This is a genomic window from Leucobacter tenebrionis, assembly GCF_019884725.1.
Lineage (GTDB): Bacteria > Actinomycetota > Actinomycetes > Actinomycetales > Microbacteriaceae > Leucobacter > Leucobacter tenebrionis.
On record NZ_CP082322.1, the window covers coordinates 820,763 to 837,148 of the forward strand.

At 69.8% G+C, this 16,386-nt stretch carries 14 protein-coding genes; 2 read left to right on the forward strand and 12 right to left on the reverse strand.

What is annotated here, in order from left to right:
- Positions 1-85: 85 nt before the first annotated feature.
- The 4 genes from KVY00_RS03885 to KVY00_RS03900 all read right to left on the reverse strand — a co-directional run bounded on the left by KVY00_RS03885 (position 86) and on the right by KVY00_RS03900 (position 5,352).
- Positions 86-562: a hypothetical protein gene (locus tag KVY00_RS03885; RefSeq protein ID WP_223044425.1), complete on the reverse strand. Its 477-nt coding sequence runs from the start codon at positions 560-562 to the stop codon at positions 86-88.
- On the reverse strand, positions 559-1,353 hold the full coding sequence (dapB, locus tag KVY00_RS03890; protein WP_223044426.1) for a 4-hydroxy-tetrahydrodipicolinate reductase: 795 nt from the start codon (positions 1,351-1,353) through the stop codon (positions 559-561). Before dapB ends, KVY00_RS03885 begins: the two co-directional genes overlap by 4 nt.
- A gap of 180 nt (positions 1,354-1,533) precedes the next feature.
- Complete coding sequence (locus tag KVY00_RS03895; RefSeq protein ID WP_223044427.1) at positions 1,534-2,967, reverse strand: M16 family metallopeptidase; 1,434 nt, start codon at positions 2,965-2,967, stop codon at positions 1,534-1,536.
- Between the two features lie 132 nt (positions 2,968-3,099).
- Positions 3,100-5,352 (reverse strand): polyribonucleotide nucleotidyltransferase, encoded by a 2,253-nt coding sequence (locus tag KVY00_RS03900; RefSeq protein ID WP_223044428.1) that lies wholly within the window; start codon positions 5,350-5,352, stop codon positions 3,100-3,102.
- 213 nt (positions 5,353-5,565) lie between these two features.
- On the opposite strand from KVY00_RS03900, the gene KVY00_RS03905 reads away from it, so the two are divergent.
- Entirely contained in the window at positions 5,566-5,892 is a 327-nt protein-coding gene (locus KVY00_RS03905; protein WP_223044429.1) for a hypothetical protein, read from the forward strand.
- Here the strand turns inward: KVY00_RS03905 and KVY00_RS03910 are convergent.
- From KVY00_RS03910 to KVY00_RS03930, 5 genes are all read right to left on the reverse strand, one after another.
- Positions 5,883-6,362, reverse strand: coding sequence for an SRPBCC domain-containing protein (locus tag KVY00_RS03910; RefSeq protein ID WP_223044430.1), 480 nt, complete (start codon positions 6,360-6,362; stop codon positions 5,883-5,885). The two genes, KVY00_RS03905 and KVY00_RS03910, sit on opposite strands and share 10 nt — an antisense overlap.
- 234 nt (positions 6,363-6,596) lie before the next feature.
- On the reverse strand, positions 6,597-8,189 hold the full coding sequence (gene serA / locus KVY00_RS03915; protein WP_223044431.1) for a phosphoglycerate dehydrogenase: 1,593 nt from the start codon (positions 8,187-8,189) through the stop codon (positions 6,597-6,599).
- Positions 8,190-8,289: 100 nt separating this feature from the next.
- Positions 8,290-8,613 (reverse strand): hypothetical protein, encoded by a 324-nt coding sequence (locus KVY00_RS03920; protein ID WP_255572749.1) that lies wholly within the window; start codon positions 8,611-8,613, stop codon positions 8,290-8,292.
- Positions 8,610-9,098, reverse strand: a complete 489-nt coding sequence (locus KVY00_RS03925; protein WP_223044432.1) for a hypothetical protein — start codon at positions 9,096-9,098, stop codon at positions 8,610-8,612. The genes KVY00_RS03920 and KVY00_RS03925 overlap by 4 nt, the downstream gene beginning before the upstream one ends.
- Before the next feature lie 57 nt (positions 9,099-9,155).
- Complete coding sequence (locus KVY00_RS03930) at positions 9,156-9,395, reverse strand: hypothetical protein (protein ID WP_223044433.1); 240 nt, start codon at positions 9,393-9,395, stop codon at positions 9,156-9,158.
- Between the two features lie 595 nt (positions 9,396-9,990).
- Between KVY00_RS03930 and hrpB the strand changes: the two genes are divergently transcribed.
- Positions 9,991-12,651: an ATP-dependent helicase HrpB gene (gene hrpB / locus KVY00_RS03935; RefSeq protein WP_223044434.1), complete on the forward strand. Its 2,661-nt coding sequence runs from the start codon at positions 9,991-9,993 to the stop codon at positions 12,649-12,651.
- A gap of 175 nt (positions 12,652-12,826) precedes the next feature.
- Here the strand turns inward: hrpB and ilvC are convergent, their stop codons facing one another.
- The 3 genes from ilvC to KVY00_RS03950 form a co-directional block, all read right to left on the reverse strand.
- Complete coding sequence (gene ilvC, locus KVY00_RS03940) at positions 12,827-13,843, reverse strand: ketol-acid reductoisomerase (RefSeq protein ID WP_394358280.1); 1,017 nt, start codon at positions 13,841-13,843, stop codon at positions 12,827-12,829.
- Between the two features lie 144 nt (positions 13,844-13,987).
- The gene (gene ilvN, locus KVY00_RS03945) at positions 13,988-14,497 is read right to left on the reverse strand and encodes an acetolactate synthase small subunit (protein ID WP_223044436.1); all 510 of its coding nucleotides are present in this window, start codon (positions 14,495-14,497) and stop codon (positions 13,988-13,990) included.
- Between the two features lie 2 nt (positions 14,498-14,499).
- A complete protein-coding gene (locus KVY00_RS03950) occupies positions 14,500-16,299 on the reverse strand; it encodes an acetolactate synthase large subunit (RefSeq protein ID WP_223044437.1) in 1,800 nt (599 codons plus the stop codon).
- Between the last annotated feature and the right edge of the window lie 87 nt (positions 16,300-16,386).

A 16,386-nucleotide genomic window follows, 5' to 3' on the forward strand; every position in this document is an offset into this window, starting at 1 on the left:
TTCGGCAGCAGGATGATCGCGGGGTCATCCGGGCCCCGTCCTGCTGTCGCCCGCCGACGATTGTAGGCCGGAACTTCGATTTTCCCTAACTCTTGGCCGATTCCCCACTAATTTCGTCGCGTTCGCACGCGATTGCCTGTCGAATCGCTGCTCTTGCGCGGCGACGATCGCCGCAGGCGTCGTAGACGATGCCGAGGCGCATCCACGACTGCCACGACTCGGGGTGGGCTTCAGCCTCGTCGCGGTAGCGGGGGAACGCCGCGTCGGCGTCCTCCCTCACGGGCCGACCCGAGGGGTGGGTGGCGACCGGCTCCTCGGGCATGCGCCCCTCGGCCTCGAGACGATCGGCGAGCCGCGTGGCCCGACGCCCGAACTGCAGTTCTCGCACCAGCGCCCACACTCCGAGGAGGGGCAGGATCAGCATCGCGGCCCCCATGATCACCGGGATCGGCTCGCGCGAGACGAGCAGCGCGACGGCGCGAATGCCTGCGAACACGAAGTAGAGCACGAGCAGCGCGCTCATGGTCGTGACGCCGAGAATGGACCTCGTGCGCGCGTTCACGCGCGGTCCTCGGCGGCTGCTGCGGGCGCTGCACCGGAAGGGCCGGAGACGCCCGGCGACGTCGCGCCGATCCCGAGCACCGCGTCGAGTCCTACTGTGAGACCGCGCGTCGCCTCCGCGGCCTCGAGCGCAGCCCGGATGCCGGCGCGGTACGCCTCGTTCGAGTGAGTGTCGTGGGTCACGGTCAGCACCTCCCCCGGCCCGCCGAAGCGCACCTCCTGCTTCGCGACCACGCCGGCGAGCCGCAGGCTGTGCACCGGGATCCCCGCGACGAGCTCCCCGCGAGCCGGCTGCTCAGCGAACGGCGCATCGACCGCGCGCCCCTCGCGGGCCTCCGCCATCAGTTCAGCAGTGCGCACCGCCGTGCCGCTCGGCGAGTCGACCTTCGCGGGATGATGCGCCTCGACCACCTCGATCGCGTCGAAGTACGGGGCTGCGATACGGGCGAGCACGGTACCGAGCACTGAGCCCAACGAGAAGTTCGGCACCACGATCGCGCCCGTCTCGGGCAGGCCCGCAAGGCGCTGCTCCAAGGACGCCAGGCGATCCGCCGACCACCCGCTCGTCCCCACGATCACCCGCTGCCCGCGGTCGAGCGCGCGCGCCACGATGCCGGGCGAGGCCTCGGGATGGCTGACGTCGACGAGGATCCGCGCCTCCGCTCCTTCCTCGGGCTTCGATGCGCTCGTCAGACGGGCGACCAGTTCGAAGTCGGGGTGTTCCTCGATCACCTGGCAGACGAGGGACCCCAGCCGACCGGTGGCTCCCGCCACCGCAACGCTCACAGACATGGGTTCCAGTCTAGGACGTCGCGCGGTTCCGGGGTCACTGTCCGCCGTGTCGCTGATCCGGGATCACTTTCGGCCGTGTCGCCGATCCGGGGTCACTTTCGGCCGTGTCGCGCGAGGCGACACGGCCGAAACTGACCCCGATTCAGTGCGGAGGTCGGCGTCGGGAGCGGCGCAGGCGGATCAGAGCTCGGCGCGGCTCGTGTCGCCCACTGCGACGATCGTCAGCGGGCGAGCCGCGAGCTCAGCGGCGATGCTCCGGATCTCGTCACCCGTGACAGCCGCGAAGCGCTCCAGCGACGCGTCGAGATCGTAGAGCTCCCCGCTGCCCAGCTCGGCGCGCGCGAGGCGACCCATGCGGGTGTCGCTGTCCTCGAGCGCGAGCGCCGACGATCCCGCGATCTGCCCGAGCGCCCGCTCGCGCTCCTCATCCGTGATGCCGGTCTCGGCCATGCGCTGCAGTTCCAGACGGCTGAGCTCGACCACCTCGGCTGCCTTCTCGGGCGCGCACCCCGCGTACATGCCGAAGAGCCCGGCGTCGCTGTAGCTCGCCCCGAAGGAGTACGCGGTGTAGGCCAGCCCGCGCTTCTCGCGGATCTCCTGGAACAAGCGGCTCGACATGCCGCCGCCCAGCACCGAGTTCATGACGCCGAAGGCGAAGCGCCGCGGATCGTTCGAGCGCAAGCCCTCGGTGCCGATCAGCAGATTGACCTGCTCGCTCGGGCGGGCGGTGATGTGCACGCTCGGTTCGGCGTTCCCGGTGCCCGCAGCTCCGGTAGAGAGACCGGGCACCGAGCTCGCCGAAGGGGTCTGATCCGCGCTCGCGTCGACGCTGGTGGAGTCGATCCTCCCCTCCCCCTGCACGCGTCGCACCGGAGTTCCGTCGCGATCAGTGTGCCAGCGCTCCTGCGGCGACAGGTTCAGCGCCTCGAGCACGCGCTCGACCAGGCGGTCGTGATCGACCGCACCGGCGGCCGTGATGACCAGAGTCGTGGGATCGTAGCGGTCGCGGTAGTGCAGGTCGACATCATCGCGCCGCGCGGCGCGGATGGTCTCGGGATGGCCGCCGATCGGCCGGCCGAGCGGATGATCCCCCATCACCGCTTCGAAGAACCGCTCGTTCGCGACATCGGCGAGGTCGTCCGCCGCCATCGCGAGCTCCTCGAGGATCACGCCCCGCTCCATCTCGAACTCGTCGCCGTCGAGCACCGAGTTCGTCACCATGTCGGCGAGCACCGTCACCGCGCCGTCGAGGTCGGCGTCGCGCACCTTCGCGTAGTAGCAGGTGTACTCCTTGGCGGTGAGCGCGTTGTGCTCGGCGCCGATGCGGTCGAAGCTCGTCGCGATCGAGTAGGCATCGCGCGTCGGGGTGCCCTTGAACAGCAGGTGCTCGAGGAAGTGCGTGGATCCGAGACTGCCCGGCGCGTCGTCGCGCTCCGCCTGCTCGTCGCGCGATCCCACCCCCACCCAGAAGCCGATCGAGGCGCTGCGCGCGCTCGGCATCCGCTCGGTGAGCACGCGCAACCCGCTCGGGTGCACGGTGCGCCGCACCACGCCCCCCGCGAGATCGGTTTCGAGCTCGGGCTGGTCGAGTGGCAGGAAGATCGGTTCACGCATCCCACCAGCTTAGTGATCGCGTTGGCGCTCCGCGCTGCACGCCCTCGCGTCTTCATCACGCACGCACCGCGCACGCGAAAGCGCCCGCCGAGCCTGAGCTCGACGGGCGCCTTCGCAGCGGATCAGCCGGGACTACTCCGCAGCCGCCTCCGCGGGAGCCTCGGCCTCGGCCTGCTCCTCGATCACGGGCTCGAGCGACAGCTTGCCGCGATCGTCGACCTTGGTGATCCTCACGAGGATCTTCTGACCGACCGAGAGCACGTCGTCCACGCTCTCGACGCGCTTGCCGCCGGCGAGCTTGCGCACCTCGCTGATGTGCAGCAGCCCGTCCTTGCCGGGCAGCAGCGACACGAAGGCGCCGAACGCGGCGTTCTTCACGACGGTGCCCAGGTACTGCTCGCCCACCTCGGGGTTCTGCGGGTTGGCGATCGCGTTGACCTGCGCGCGGGCCGCCTCGGCAGCAGCGCCGTCGGTCGCGCCGATCAGCACGGTGCCGTCGTCCTCGATCGAGATGTCGGCGCCGGTCTCGTCCTGGATGCCGTTGATCGTCTTGCCCTTGGGGCCGATCAGCTCGCCGATCTTGTCGACCGGGATCTGCACGCTGATGATGCGCGGCGCGGTGGGCGCCATCTCATCGGGGGCGTCGATCGCCTGCGACAGCACGTCGAGGATCGTGGTGCGCGCCTCCTTCGCCTGCGACAGAGCGCCGGCGAGCACGTCCGAGGGGATCCCGTCGAGCTTGGTGTCGAGCTGCAGCGCGGTCACGAACTCCGAGGTGCCCGCGACCTTGAAGTCCATGTCGCCCAGCGCGTCCTCAGCACCCAGGATGTCGGTGAGGGTCGCGTAGCGGGTCTCGCCGTCGACCTCGTCGGAGACGAGACCCATCGCGATGCCCGCGACCGGGGCGCGCAGCGGCACACCGGCGTTGAGCAGCGACAGCGTCGAGGCGCAGACCGAGCCCATCGAGGTCGAGCCGTTCGAGCCCAGCGCCTCGCTGACCTGGCGGATCGCGTAGGGGAACTCCTCGCGGCTCGGCAGCACCGGCACGAGCGCGCGCTCGGCCAGGAAGCCGTGGCCGATCTCGCGGCGCTTCGGGCTGCCCACGCGACCGGTCTCACCGGTCGAGTACGGCGGGAAGTTGTAGTGGTGCATGTAGCGCTTGCTGGTGGTGGGCGACAGCGAGTCGATCTGCTGCTCCATCTTGAGCATGTTCAGCGTCGAGACACCCAGGATCTGGGTCTCGCCGCGCTGGAAGATAGCCGAGCCGTGCACGCGCGGGATCACCTGGACCTCGGCGTCGAGCGCGCGGATGTCGCGCAGACCGCGGCCGTCGATGCGAGCGCCCTCGGAGAGGATGCGACCGCGCACGATCTTCTTGGTCACCGACTTGTATGCGCCCGAGACCTGGCCCTCGGCCTCGGCGGGCAGCTCCCCGGCCTCGACCTTGGCCGCGATGGCCTCCTTGACGCGAGCCTTCAGCGCGTCGTCGGCGTCCTGACGCTCCTGCTTGTCGGCGATCTGGTAGATGCCGGTCAGCTCGGCCTCCGCGAGCTCGGCGACGGCGGCGTAGACCTCGTCGGTGTAGGGCAGGAACACGGGGTACTCCTGCACCTCCTTGGCCGACTGGGCGGCGAGCTGCTCCTGCGCCTTCACCAGCTGGGTGAGGAAGGGCTTCGCGGCCTCGAGGCCCTGGGCCACGACGGCCTCGTCGGGCTTGGTGGCGCCGGCCTGGATCAGGTTCCAGGATCCCTCGGTCGCCTCGGCCTCGACCATCATGATCGCGACGTCTTCGCTGCCATCGGCCTTGGTGATGACCCGGCCGGCGACCATCAGGTCGAAGACGGCCTCCTTCAGCTGCTCCTCGTTGGGGAACGCGACCCACTGGTCGCCGATCAGCGCGAGGCGCACACCGGCGATGGGGCCCGAGAACGGCAGACCCGAGATCTGCGTCGAAGCCGAGGCGGCGTTGATCGCGAGCGCGTCGTAGAACTCGCCGGGCGCGATCGACAGCACGGTGACGACGATCTGCACCTCGTTGCGCAGGCCGTCGACGAACGACGGACGCAGCGGGCGATCGATCAGGCGGCAGACGAGGATCGCCTCGGTCGAGGGGCGGCCCTCGCGGCGGAAGAACGAGCCGGGGATCTTACCGGCGGCGTACGAGCGCTCTTCGACGTCGACCGTCAGCGGGAAGAAGTCGAAGTGATCCTTCGGCTGCTTCGACGCGCTGGTCGCCGAGAGGAGCATGGTCTCCTCGTCGAGGTACGCGGCGACCGCGCCCTGAGCCTGCTGCGCGAGACGGCCTGCCTCGAAGCGGATGGTGCGCTTGCCGAACTTGCCGTTGTCGAGCACGGCCTCGGCGAACTTGATTTCAGGACCCTCCACGGGTTCTCCTTTACTACAGGCGAGCGCGCGGACGACCCACGGAAGTCGAGGGGGCTGATCAACAGTGGAAGAACACTCTGCTCGGAGGAGAGGGATCCACCACCGAAGACCAGCGACCTTGCGCTCGATTCATCGATGATTCAGACATGTGTCTGCGCTACCAGGCTATCACCCGGCGGTGCGAGCGCGCCGGATCGAACTACACTTCTCACCATGGCGGACCACGGCACGCGACTCCGGGCACTGTGGCTGCCGGGCTGCGTCGCCCTGCCCGTCGCAGTCGCGGTCCTCCTCAACGCGCTCCTGCGTCCGCGACTCGCGGAGCATCTCGGCGGCATCCGCAGGCATCACTACATCAACTACCGCAGTTTCGACGGCTGGTGGGTGTTCGACGAGCCGACCCGGCTGGCTCACCCGACGCTCACATCGTTCCTCGAACTCTCCGACGGGGCGGTCGCAGCGGCCGGCATCGCGCTCGCCGTCGCATCGGGCATCCTATTCCTGCTCGTGAGTCGCACCCGATCACGCACTCAGCGGTAGAAGCCCTCGCGCAGGTTGATCCCGTGCTCGAGCCACGCCTTCATCGCGGCGAGCATGCCGGTCCATCCCATGCAGTTGCCGAAGGCCGCCCGCACCCCGCTCGGGGTCGCCCGCCAGGCACGCTCGGCGATCCGCACCTCCGTGCGCGATCCGCCGTCGACCGCACGGAACTCGAACTCAACCTCCGTACCGCGCGGGTCCTGCGTCGCGCCCTCGACTCCGCCCCAGCGGAGCACGATGCGCGTCGGCGCCGTCGCTTCGAGCACCTCGACCGGGAACGCCCCCGGGAAATCGGCGAAGTCCCACTGCACGGTCGAGCCGGTCTCGGCGCGGCCCTGCGCTCCCCCGGTGGTGAAATATCGGCTGAGGATCGCGGGATCGGCGACAGCCTCGTACACCTCGGCGGGCGGTTTCGAGATGAAGCCGGAAACCGTGAACTCGAGCTCCGAGAGCCCCTCTTCTGCACTCATACCTATGCTCATATGCCGACTCTACGCCGCCCGAGGACACGCGTCATCCGCTTCCTGGACGCGATTCCTCTTGAGCCCCGCCCCTCCGTCCCCGCCGCCTCCCTCCAGTCGCACCGATCGACGTTCAAACACCGAAACGACCCAAATCGAGGTGCTTAAACGTCAATCGGTGCGCCTGCGACGGCCAGGCGGAAGCGGCAGAGGCAGCGGAAGCGGCAGAGGCGGAGGATGCCCCTACTGCGCGTCCAGGCTGATCGTGCTGAGGGTCTCGGCGCCGATCGAGCCTCGCAGGGCGCCGATGAGCGACTCCTCGACCGGCGCGTCGACCGAGAGCACCGACAGCGCGGTGCCGTTCTTCTCGTCGCGCGCGATCTGGAGACCCGCGATGTTGACCCCGGCCTCACCGAGGATGCCGCCGTAGGTCGCGACGATGCCCGGACGGTCGACATAGCTGAACACGATGAGGTGGTCCGAGAGCGGCAGCTCGAGATCGTACCCGTTGATGCCGACGATCTTCTCGATCTGCTTGGGTCCGGTGAGCGTGCCCGAGACCGACATCTGCGTGCCGTCGGTGAGCGAACCGCGGATCGTGATGACGTTGCGGTAGCTCTCGGAGTCGCCGTCGACCGTGAAGCGCACCTCGACGTCGCGCTGCTCGGCGAGCAGAGGGGCATTGACGTACGACACGGGCTCGCTGACGATCTTCGAGAAGACACCCTTGAGCGCCGCGAGGCGCAGCGCGTCGACGTTGTGCTCGGAGAGCTCGCCGTGCACCTCGATGTCGAGCGCGGAGATCGCGCCGCCGGCGAGGCTCGCGAAGACCTGTCCGAGCTTCTCGGTGAGCGGCAGGCCGGGGCGCACGTACTCGTCGATGGCGCCGCCCGCGACGTTGACCGCGTCGGGTACCAGATCGCCCGCGAGCGCGAGGCGCACAGACTTCGCGACCGAGACGCCGGCCTTCTCCTGGGCCTCCTCGGTCGAGGCTCCGAGGTGCGGCGTGACGTTCACGTTCGGCAGACCGGTGAGCGAGGTGTCGGCCGGGGGCTCCTGCATGAACACGTCGAGCGCCGCCCCGGCGATCTCGCCCGCGGTGAGCGCCTCCGCGAGCGCCGCCTCGTCGATGAGCCCGCCGCGCGCGACGTTCACCACGTAGGCGGTCTTCTTCATCGCGCGCAGCTGCTCGGCGCCGATCATGCCGAGCGTCTCGGGCGTGCGCGGCATGTGGATCGTCAGGAAGTCGACGCGCTCGACCAGTTCTTCGAGCGTGACGAGCTGCACGCCGAGCTGCTGGGCGCGGGCAGCCGTGACGTAGGGATCGTAGGCGATGAGCTCGACGCCGAAGCCGCGCAGGCGCTCGGCGACGAGCGCACCGATGCGGCCGAGACCGACGATGCCGATGGTCTTCTCGTAGAGCTCGGTGCCCGTGAAGGAGGAGCGCTTCCACTCACCGGCCGAGAGCGAGCCGTGCGCGCGGGGCAGGTGGCGCGCGAGACCGAGGATATGGGCGACGGTCAGCTCGGCCGCGCTGATGATGTTGGAGGTGGGGGCGTTGACGACCATCACGCCGGCCTGAGTAGCCGCCTTGATGTCGACGTTGTCGAGGCCCACGCCGGCGCGAGCGATGACCTTGAGCCGCGGCGCCCAGCTGAGGGCTTCGGCGTCGATCTGTGTGGCCGACCGGACGAGCACGGCGTCGGCGGTGGCGAGAGCGGCGCGGAGCGCCTCGCGGTCGGTGCCGTCTACGTTCACCACCTCGAAGTCGGGGCCGAGCGCGGCGATAGTGGCGGGAGAGAGTTGTTCGGCGATCAGCACGACCGGCGCAGACATCAAGCGAATCCTTCGGGTCAGCGGCAGGAGAAACCCGGCTCGACACGGAACCGGGGCTCCAGTCTAACCTGCCGAGCCCGCGTCTCCCGTCTGCCCTCCGCTATCCGAAGAAGCTCGACTGCGGCACGAGGTGCAGCACCTCGAGCTGCACCGCCGCGACCAGGCAGAGCCCCGCCGCGATCACGAGCAGTCGCGCCGCTGCTGAGCGGCCCCGGCCGATCAGCAGGGCGAGCGCGTAGACCACGACGGGCAGGACCACGCCGAAGACGAGCCAGAACCAGCCCGTCCCCGTGATCCCGAGCCCCATCGACGTGGCCATCTGCGGCAGCAGCACGATGTTGCCCACCGCCGCGATAACCGTGTAGACGTACAGCGCGGTGAGCAGGGCCGCCACGGCCCAGGCGACGATCCGGCGTCCCATCATGCGCCCCCTCCGCTGAACACCGGCAGCGGCAGCAGCACGACCGCCCCGATCAGAATCCAGAGGGTCAGACGTCGCATGCCCGCGCCGCGGCACAGCACGAGCACGCTGAAGAACCACAGGATCGGCGCGAGCGGGGCCGCCCAGAAGACGAGCTGCTGCAGCACGGCGCCGAGCGATCCGCTCGACTCGGCCACCGAGGCGTTCTGGACAGCGTAGAACTGCGCCCAGCTGAGCCAGATCCATGCGTAGAGCAGGTAGAGCCCGCCGAAGACACCGAGCAGCACCAGGGCGGCGTTCGAGAGCTGCTGGGCGGGCTCGGCCGCATCGGGCTCCTCCGGGTCGGCACCCGCCGCATCGGGACCGACCTGCGGTGCAGCCGACTCCTCGGCGGGTTCGGAATCAGCCGCCCTCACCGGGTCGGCATGCACAGTCCACCCGCTCGCGATGGAGCTCTCCCGCTCCTCGCCGCCCTCTGCTTTCGCCATGGGTTCAACCCTAGCGATCGGAGTCTCGGAGCACGCCGAAAGCGCGAGGCCGCTCCGTCAGGAGTGCGCGGGTTCGTCGCCCTCGACCAGCTGGGTCGCGAGGTCGGCGACCTCGGCAGCGCTGAGTTCGACCCCGGCGCGCTCGAGCCGCGATCGGATCATCTGCTCGACCTCGCCGCGCGAGGCGGCGGCACCGGCCGTATCCCGGACCTCGACCATGATGGTCGCCACTGCGTCGACGGTCTCCGGTTTCCGGCTCTCGATGTCGCTCGCTCCGTCGCTGTGCTCGATGCTCATCGCTGCTCTCCTCCGCGGGTCGATCCTCATCTCGGCACGTGATCCGTGCGTGCGGCCGACGCTATCACCGCAGCGCCGGATCCCGGGTACCCCTTGACAGAGGGGCCGGCGCCTGCAGCGCCGCCCGCTCGGCTCGCGCGAGACCTGCGGGCGCCCGCGCGGATGGGTGCAACCGGAGGAGTCGGCGAGATACGGATCTCGCACGCACACCCGCGGATCCGCATGCGAGATCCGTCTCTCGAGCAGGGGCGGGGCGGGCACTAGTTCCACGCAGTGCACTCGATGTCCTCGAGTTCGAGGATCGCGCCGTCCCTGCGCACAACGGTGAGGCCGTACATCTGAGCCTGCGCGACGATGAGTCAGGCGAAGGGAACACGGTGAGCCCGGCTCATCGCTCCGGCGAGCGGCATCTCGGATCCCGTCATCGGCAACTCGCTCGCCACCATCGGGTCGAGCACTTCACCCATTGGGCGAGCACCGCCTCGACCATCTTGAAACGCGGAGTCCCGCTCTGCTGGATTCACCCTGCCCGCAGCAGCACATCGAGACTCCGCGTTGCAGCTCGGGGAAGGAGACTCGCCCTACGCTGGGAGACATGCACACCTTCGACCTCGGCCGCATCGGCTCTGGGCTCCCGGTCGCCGCCGCGCAAGCCGAGATCGAGCAGGCCGTGGCGCACGGCGCCTGCGTCATCACCGCGCCTCCCGGCACCGGCAAGACCACCTTCGTGCCGCCGCTCGTCGCGAACCTGGTCGCGCGGCGCGGTGGCGGCCGGGTGCTGCTCACGCAACCCCGGCGGGTCGCGGTGCGCGCGGCGGCGCGGCGCATTGCGGAGCTCGACGGCGGGAACGGAACGGCCGGAGGAGGCAGCGGTCGAGGCGGCGACCGCGGCGCCGGCGATGGCGGGATCGGCGGCGCGGTCGGCTTCACCGTGCGCGGCGAGCGCCGCGTCGGCCCGGACACCCGCCTCGAGGTGCTGACCCCGGGCGTACTGCTGCGCCGTCTCATCGCCGATCCCGCCCTCGAGGGCGTCGACGCCGTGATCCTCGACGAGGTGCACGAGCGGTCGGTCGACGGCGATCTCCTGCTCGCGCTGCTCGACGAGGTACGCACGCTGCGCGACGACCTCGCACTTGTCGCGATGTCGGCCACCCTCGACTCCGAGCGGTTCGCGGCGCTGATCGGCGACGGGCCGGGCTCCCCCGCTCCGGTCGTCGAGATCCCCTCGCCCCTCCACCCGCTTCGCATCGATTACGCCCCCTGCGACGGCCCCAGACTCGATGAGCGCGGAGCGACCCGCCAGTACCTCGCGCACCTCGCCGCGCTCACCGCCCGCATCCGGGCCGAGGAGGGGTGCGACGCCCTCGTCTTCGTGCCGGGAGCCAGAGAGGTCGACGAGGTCGTGCGCCTGCTTCGGGACGGGCACGCGGCTCACGAGCGCGTCGAGGTGTTTCCCCTGCACGGGCGCGTTCCGGCCCGCGAGCAGGATCGCGCCGTGCGCGGGCGCGGCAGCGGCGATCCCGCGCGCATCGTCGTGAGCACCTCGCTCGCCGAGAGCTCGCTCACCGTCCCCGGCGTCCGCCTCGTGATCGACTCGGGGCTCTCGCGCGAGGTCCGACGGGATCGCGCAAGAGACATGACTGGGCTCGTCACGGTGAGCGCCTCGCGCGCGAGTGCGGAGCAGCGGGCGGGCCGCGCGGCGCGCCAGGGCCCGGGCCGCGCCATGCGGGCGTACTCGGAGACCGACTTCGCACGGATGCCGGCGGCCGCCCCTCCCGAGATCGCGTCGGCCGACCTCACCGATGCCGCGCTGTTGCTCGCCGCATGGGGTACCCCGGGCGGCGCCGGTCTGACGTTGCCCACCCCTCCTCCCCCGGCGGCGATGGCCTCGGCCGTCGAGGTGCTGCACACCCTCGGGCTGGTCGACGATGACGGCCGCATCACCGCACTCGGCGAGCGGGTCGTTCAGCTGCCGGTCGGCGCACGCGAGGCACGCGCGCTCCTCGCGGGGGCGCACGACCTCGGCGATCCCGAACTCGTCGGCGAGATCGTGGCGGCCGTTTCCGACGACCACCGCGAGCCGGGGGCCGACCTCTCCCGGCTGCTGCGCGAGCTGCGAACCGGGCGCAGTGCGGGATCGCAGCGCTGGCGTCGAGAGGCTCGGAGGCTGTCGGGCATCGCTCGCTCCGACGCGCCTGACGCCCCGGGCCCGACTGCGGCGACATCCAGAACGGACTCGGCAGAGGCGCCCGGCGTCGTCGTCGCTCTCGCCCGCCCGGAGTGGATCGCGCGCCGCACCGGGGCCCACTCCCGCAGCTACCTGTTCGCGAGCGGCACGAGAGCCGCGCTCCCCGAGGGCAGCGGCCTCATCGGCAGCGAGTGGATCGCCGTACGCGAGGTGCAGCGCGCTTCGGGGCGCGCGGCCGACGGCACCGGAGCCGTGATCCGTCTCGCCGCCCACCTCACCAGCGCGGACGCCGTGCGCATCGGCGGCCCGCTCATCACGAGCACGCGGGCCGCTCGCGTCGAGGAGGGGCGCGTGCGTGTGCGCGAGGAGCGCAGGCTCGGCGCGATCCTGCTCTCCTCCGCACCGGTGCCGCCCGCCGAGGACGACACCATCCCGGCCCTCGCTGGCCACCTGCGCGAGCAGGGGCTCTCGGCGCTCGAGTGGTCGGACGCGGCGGTCTCGCTGCGAGCTCGCCTGGCGCTGCTGCATCGGCTGATCGGGGAACCCTGGCCTGCAATGGACGAGGTCGCACTGACGGAAGGCATCGAGCACTGGCTGGGAGCGGATCTGGCGCGACTGCGGCCCGGCGCATCCCTGCGCGGGATCGACGTCACCACCGCCCTGCGCCGGCTGCTGCCGTGGCCCGAGGCCGCCCGTCTCGACGAGTTGGCGCCGGAGCGTCTCACGGTGCCCTCGGGGTCCGCGATCCGCATCGACTATCCGGACGCGGGGTCGGATGACGCGGCGCCCGACGAGGCCGCGCGTCCCGTCGTCGCAGTGAAGCTGCAGGAGGTGTTCGGCCTCGCGCAGACCCCTCGCATCGTCGACGGACGGGTGCCGATCCTCTTCCACCTGCTCTCCCCCGCGCGGCGCCCCCTCGCCGTCACCGACGATCTCTCATCGTTCTGGAACGGGCCCTATCAGCAGGTCCGACGGGAGATGCGCGGGCGCTACCCCAAGCACCCCTGGCCCGAGGATCCGTGGGAGGCTGAGGCGACGGCGCGCACGAAGCGCGGTGCCCGGCGGTAGGTCCGGCCCCTCCCGAGCAACGCAAAAGGGTGCCGGGTTCGAAAACCCGGCACCCTCGGATCACTGCCACAGGCTCAGGGAGCCGCTACGGATCACCGCGCAGCAGTGCCGTCGGTTCGCGATGATCGCTCGCGATCATCGGCAGCAAGCGCAGCCGTCCCGACTACGCCGACGGTTACCGCGCAGCAGTGCCGTCGGTGTAGTCGTCGTCGCTCGACTGCCATGCGAACAGCTTGCGCAGCTCGACGCCGGTCTTCTCGATGGGGTGCGACTCGGCCTTGGCGCGCAGCTCCTGGAACTCCTTCGCGCCGTTGTCCTGATCCTCGATGAAGCGCTTCGCGAACGCACCCGACTGGATGTCGGCGAGCACGGCCTTCATGTTCTCCTTGACGGAGGGATCGATGACGCGGGGGCCCGACACGTAGTCGCCGTACTCGGCGGTGTCGCTGACCGACCAGCGCTGCTTGGCGATGCCACCCTCCCACATGAGGTCGACGATGAGCTTGAGCTCGTGCAGCACCTCGAAGTAGGCGATCTCAGGCTGGTAACCGGCTTCGGTGAGCACCTCGAAGCCGTACTGCACGAGCTGCGAGGTACCGCCGCAGAGCACCGCCTGCTCGCCGAAGAGGTCGGACTCGGTCTCCTCGGTGAAGGTGGTCTTGATGACACCGGCGCGGGTGCCGCCGATGGCCTTGGCGTAGGACTTCGCGGTCTCCCAGGCGGTGCCCGAGGCGTCGACCTCGACCGCGATGATGTCGGGGATGCCGCGGCCGGCCTCGAACTCGCGGCGCACGGTGTGGCCGGGAGCCTTCGGAGCGACGAGGATCACGTCGACGCCCTCGGGGGCCTCGATGTAGCCGAAGCGGATGTTGAAACCGTGGGCGAAGGCGAGCGTCTTGCCCTCGGTCAGCTTGTCCTTGATCTGCTCGTTGTAGATCGCACGCTGGTGCTGGTCCGGGGCGAGGATCATGATGAGGTCGGCCCACTCCGCGGCGTCGGCCACGGTCTTGACCTCGAAACCGGCCTCTTCGGCCTTCTGGATCGACTTCGAGCCCTCCTTGAGGGCGATGACGACCTCGACGCCCGAGTCGCGCAGGTTCATCGCGTGGGCATGGCCCTGCGAGCCGTAACCGACGACGGCTACCTTCTTGCCCTGGATGATCGACAGGTCGGCGTCGGCGTCGTAGTACATCTCTGCCACTGGGTTCTCCTTTGTTGTGGGGATCTGGGAATCTAAGTCGTCATTCTGCGCCGCAGAATCTCACTGATGACGGGGTGTTGGGGGCGGGATCCTGCGATCCGCTGCGCGGCCGCAGGATGACGGTGCAGGACACCGTCAATTCTTGAAGACGCGCTCCGTGATGGACTTCGATCCGCGCCCCATCGCGATGAGGCCGGACTGCGCGATCTCCTTGATTCCGTAAGGCTCGAGCACCTTCAGGAACGCTTCGATCTTGCCGCTGTCGCCCGTGACCTCGATGGTGAGCGCGTCGGGCACGACATCGACGACGCGGGCGCGGAACAGGTTCACTGCCTCGAGCACGTGGGATCGGCTCTGGTTGTCGGCGCGCACCTTGATGAGCACGTGCTCGCGCTGCACCGAGGTGGACTCGTCGAGCTCGACGATCTTGATCACGTTGACGAGCTTGTTGAGCTGCTTGGTGACCTGCTCGAGCAGCGTCTCGTCCTCGTCGACCACGACGGTGATGCGCGAGAGACCGCACATCTCGGTCGGCCCGACGGCGAGAGACTCGATGTTGAAGCCGCGGCGGGCGAAGAGCCCGGCGACGCGGGTCAGCAGACCCGGTTTGTCCTCGACGAGGAGGCTGAGTACGTGGCGGCTCATGATTACTCCTCCTCCCACTCGGGGCTATGTTCGAGGGCGTACTGGATATCGCTGTTGGAGGTGCCCTGGCGCACCATGGGCCACACCATCGCGTCGGCGCTCACCACGAAGTCGATCACCACGGGGCGGTCGTTGGTCTCGAGTGCGAGCTTGATGGCGTCGTCGACCTGGTCCTCGCGCTCGACTCGGATGGCGAGGCACCCGTAGGCCTCCCCCAGCTTCACGAAGTCGGGGACGCGCTGCGATCCGTGACCCGTGTTGAGCTCGGTGTTGGAGTAGCGCCCCTCGTAGATCAGGGTCTGCCACTGCCGCACCATGCCCAGCGACGAGTTGTTGATGACGGCGACCTTGATGGGGATGTCGTTCACCACGCAGGTGGCGAGCTCCTGGTTCGTCATCTGGAAGCAGCCGTCGCCGTCGATCGCCCAGACCACACGATCGGGCTCGGCGACCTTGGCCCCCATTGCCGCGGGCACGGAGTAGCCCATCGTGCCGGCGCCGCCCGAGTTGAGCCATGCGCCCGGCCGCTCGTACTTGATGAACTGCGCGGCCCACATCTGGTGCTGTCCGACGCCCGCGGCGTAGATGCCCTCGGGTCCGGTGAGCTCGCCGATGCGCTGGATCACGTGCTGCGGCGAGAGCAGGCCATCGCTCGTCTCGGCGTATCCGAGCGGGAAGCGCTCCTGCAGCAGGTGCAGCCGGTCCCACCACGCGGTGAGGTCGGTGAACTCCCGGCTGAGCTTCGCGGTCGAGACCGCCGCGATGAGATCGGAGATCACCTCGGCGGCGTCACCCACGATCGGCACATCGGCGGCGCGGATCTTGCCGATCTCCGCGGGGTCGATGTCTGCGTGGATCACCTTCGCGTCGGGGGCGAAGAGCGCGGCCTTGCCCGTCACGCGATCGTCGAAGCGGGCTCCGAGCGTGATGAGCAGGTCGGACTCCTGCAGCGCGAGCACCGCCGGAACGGTGCCGTGCATGCCGGGCATCCCGAGGTGCTGCGGGTGCGAATCGGGGAAGACACCGCGAGCCATCAGCGTGGTGACCACGGGGGCGCCCACCAGCTCGGCGAGCTGCAGCAGCTCCTCGGAGGCTCCGGCGCGGCCGACGCCGCCACCCACGTAGAAGACGGGGCGCTCGGCGGTCGCGATGAGGTCGGCGGCAGCCTGGATCTGCTTGCTGTTCGCCTTGGTGATCGGCCGGTAGCCGGCCAGCTCGACGCGGGGATCCCACACGAAGTCGAGCTCGCCCTCCTGCGCGTCCTTGGTGATATCGACGAGCACAGGGCCGGGGCGCCCGGTCGAGGCGAGGTGGTAGGCCGCCGCGATCGCCCCCGGGATCTCCTCGGGCCGCTTCACGAGGAAGGAGTGCTTGGTGATGGGCATGGTGACGCCCACGATGTCGGCCTCCTGGAACGCATCCGAGCCCATGAGGTGCGAGAACACCTGCCCGGTGATCGCGAGCATCGGCACGGAGTCCATGTAGGCGTCGGCGATCGCGGTGACGAGGTTCGTCGCGCCGGGGCCCGAGGTGGCGATGCAGACGCCGACCTTGCCCGTCGCCGCGGCGAACCCCTCAGCGGCGTGGCCGCCGCCCTGCTCGTGACGAACGAGCACGTGGTGCAGGCGATCGGCGTCCATGAGCGCGTCGTAGAGCGGCAGCACGGCGCCGCCCGGCAGGCCGAAGACGTCCGTGACGCCCAGGGCCTCGAGGCTGCGGACGACGGCCGTTGCGCCGTTCATCCTCTCGCCGCGCGTCGCCGCGGGTTTCGATGGGGGGATTGCACTCGATTCCGAGGTCATCTCTTGCTTTCCTGATCTGAGGTGTGGGTGCGACTGACGCGGTGACGGCGCGGGGCTCGGGGCCCATGCCCGCCGACGGGCTCGAAC

Coding starts and splice junctions, on each gene's coding strand:
- KVY00_RS03950 (WP_223044437.1), bottom strand. CDS start 16,299: ATGACCTCGGAATCGAGTGCAATCCCCCCATCGAAACCCGCGGCGACG.
- KVY00_RS03910 (WP_223044430.1), bottom strand. CDS start 6,362: ATGAGTGCAGAAGAGGGGCTCTCGGAGCTCGAGTTCACGGTTTCCGGC.
- dapB (WP_223044426.1), bottom strand. CDS start 1,353: ATGTCTGTGAGCGTTGCGGTGGCGGGAGCCACCGGTCGGCTGGGGTCC.
- KVY00_RS03905 (WP_223044429.1), top strand. CDS start 5,566: ATGGCGGACCACGGCACGCGACTCCGGGCACTGTGGCTGCCGGGCTGC.
- KVY00_RS03920 (WP_255572749.1), bottom strand. CDS start 8,613: ATGATGGGACGCCGGATCGTCGCCTGGGCCGTGGCGGCCCTGCTCACC.
- KVY00_RS03895 (WP_223044427.1), bottom strand. CDS start 2,967: ATGCGTGAACCGATCTTCCTGCCACTCGACCAGCCCGAGCTCGAAACC.
- KVY00_RS03930 (WP_223044433.1), bottom strand. CDS start 9,395: ATGAGCATCGAGCACAGCGACGGAGCGAGCGACATCGAGAGCCGGAAA.
- ilvC (WP_394358280.1), bottom strand. CDS start 13,843: ATGTACTACGACGCCGACGCCGACCTGTCGATCATCCAGGGCAAGAAG.
- hrpB (WP_223044434.1), top strand. CDS start 9,991: ATGCACACCTTCGACCTCGGCCGCATCGGCTCTGGGCTCCCGGTCGCC.
- KVY00_RS03925 (WP_223044432.1), bottom strand. CDS start 9,098: ATGGCGAAAGCAGAGGGCGGCGAGGAGCGGGAGAGCTCCATCGCGAGC.
- ilvN (WP_223044436.1), bottom strand. CDS start 14,497: ATGAGCCGCCACGTACTCAGCCTCCTCGTCGAGGACAAACCGGGTCTG.
- serA (WP_223044431.1), bottom strand. CDS start 8,189: ATGTCTGCGCCGGTCGTGCTGATCGCCGAACAACTCTCTCCCGCCACT.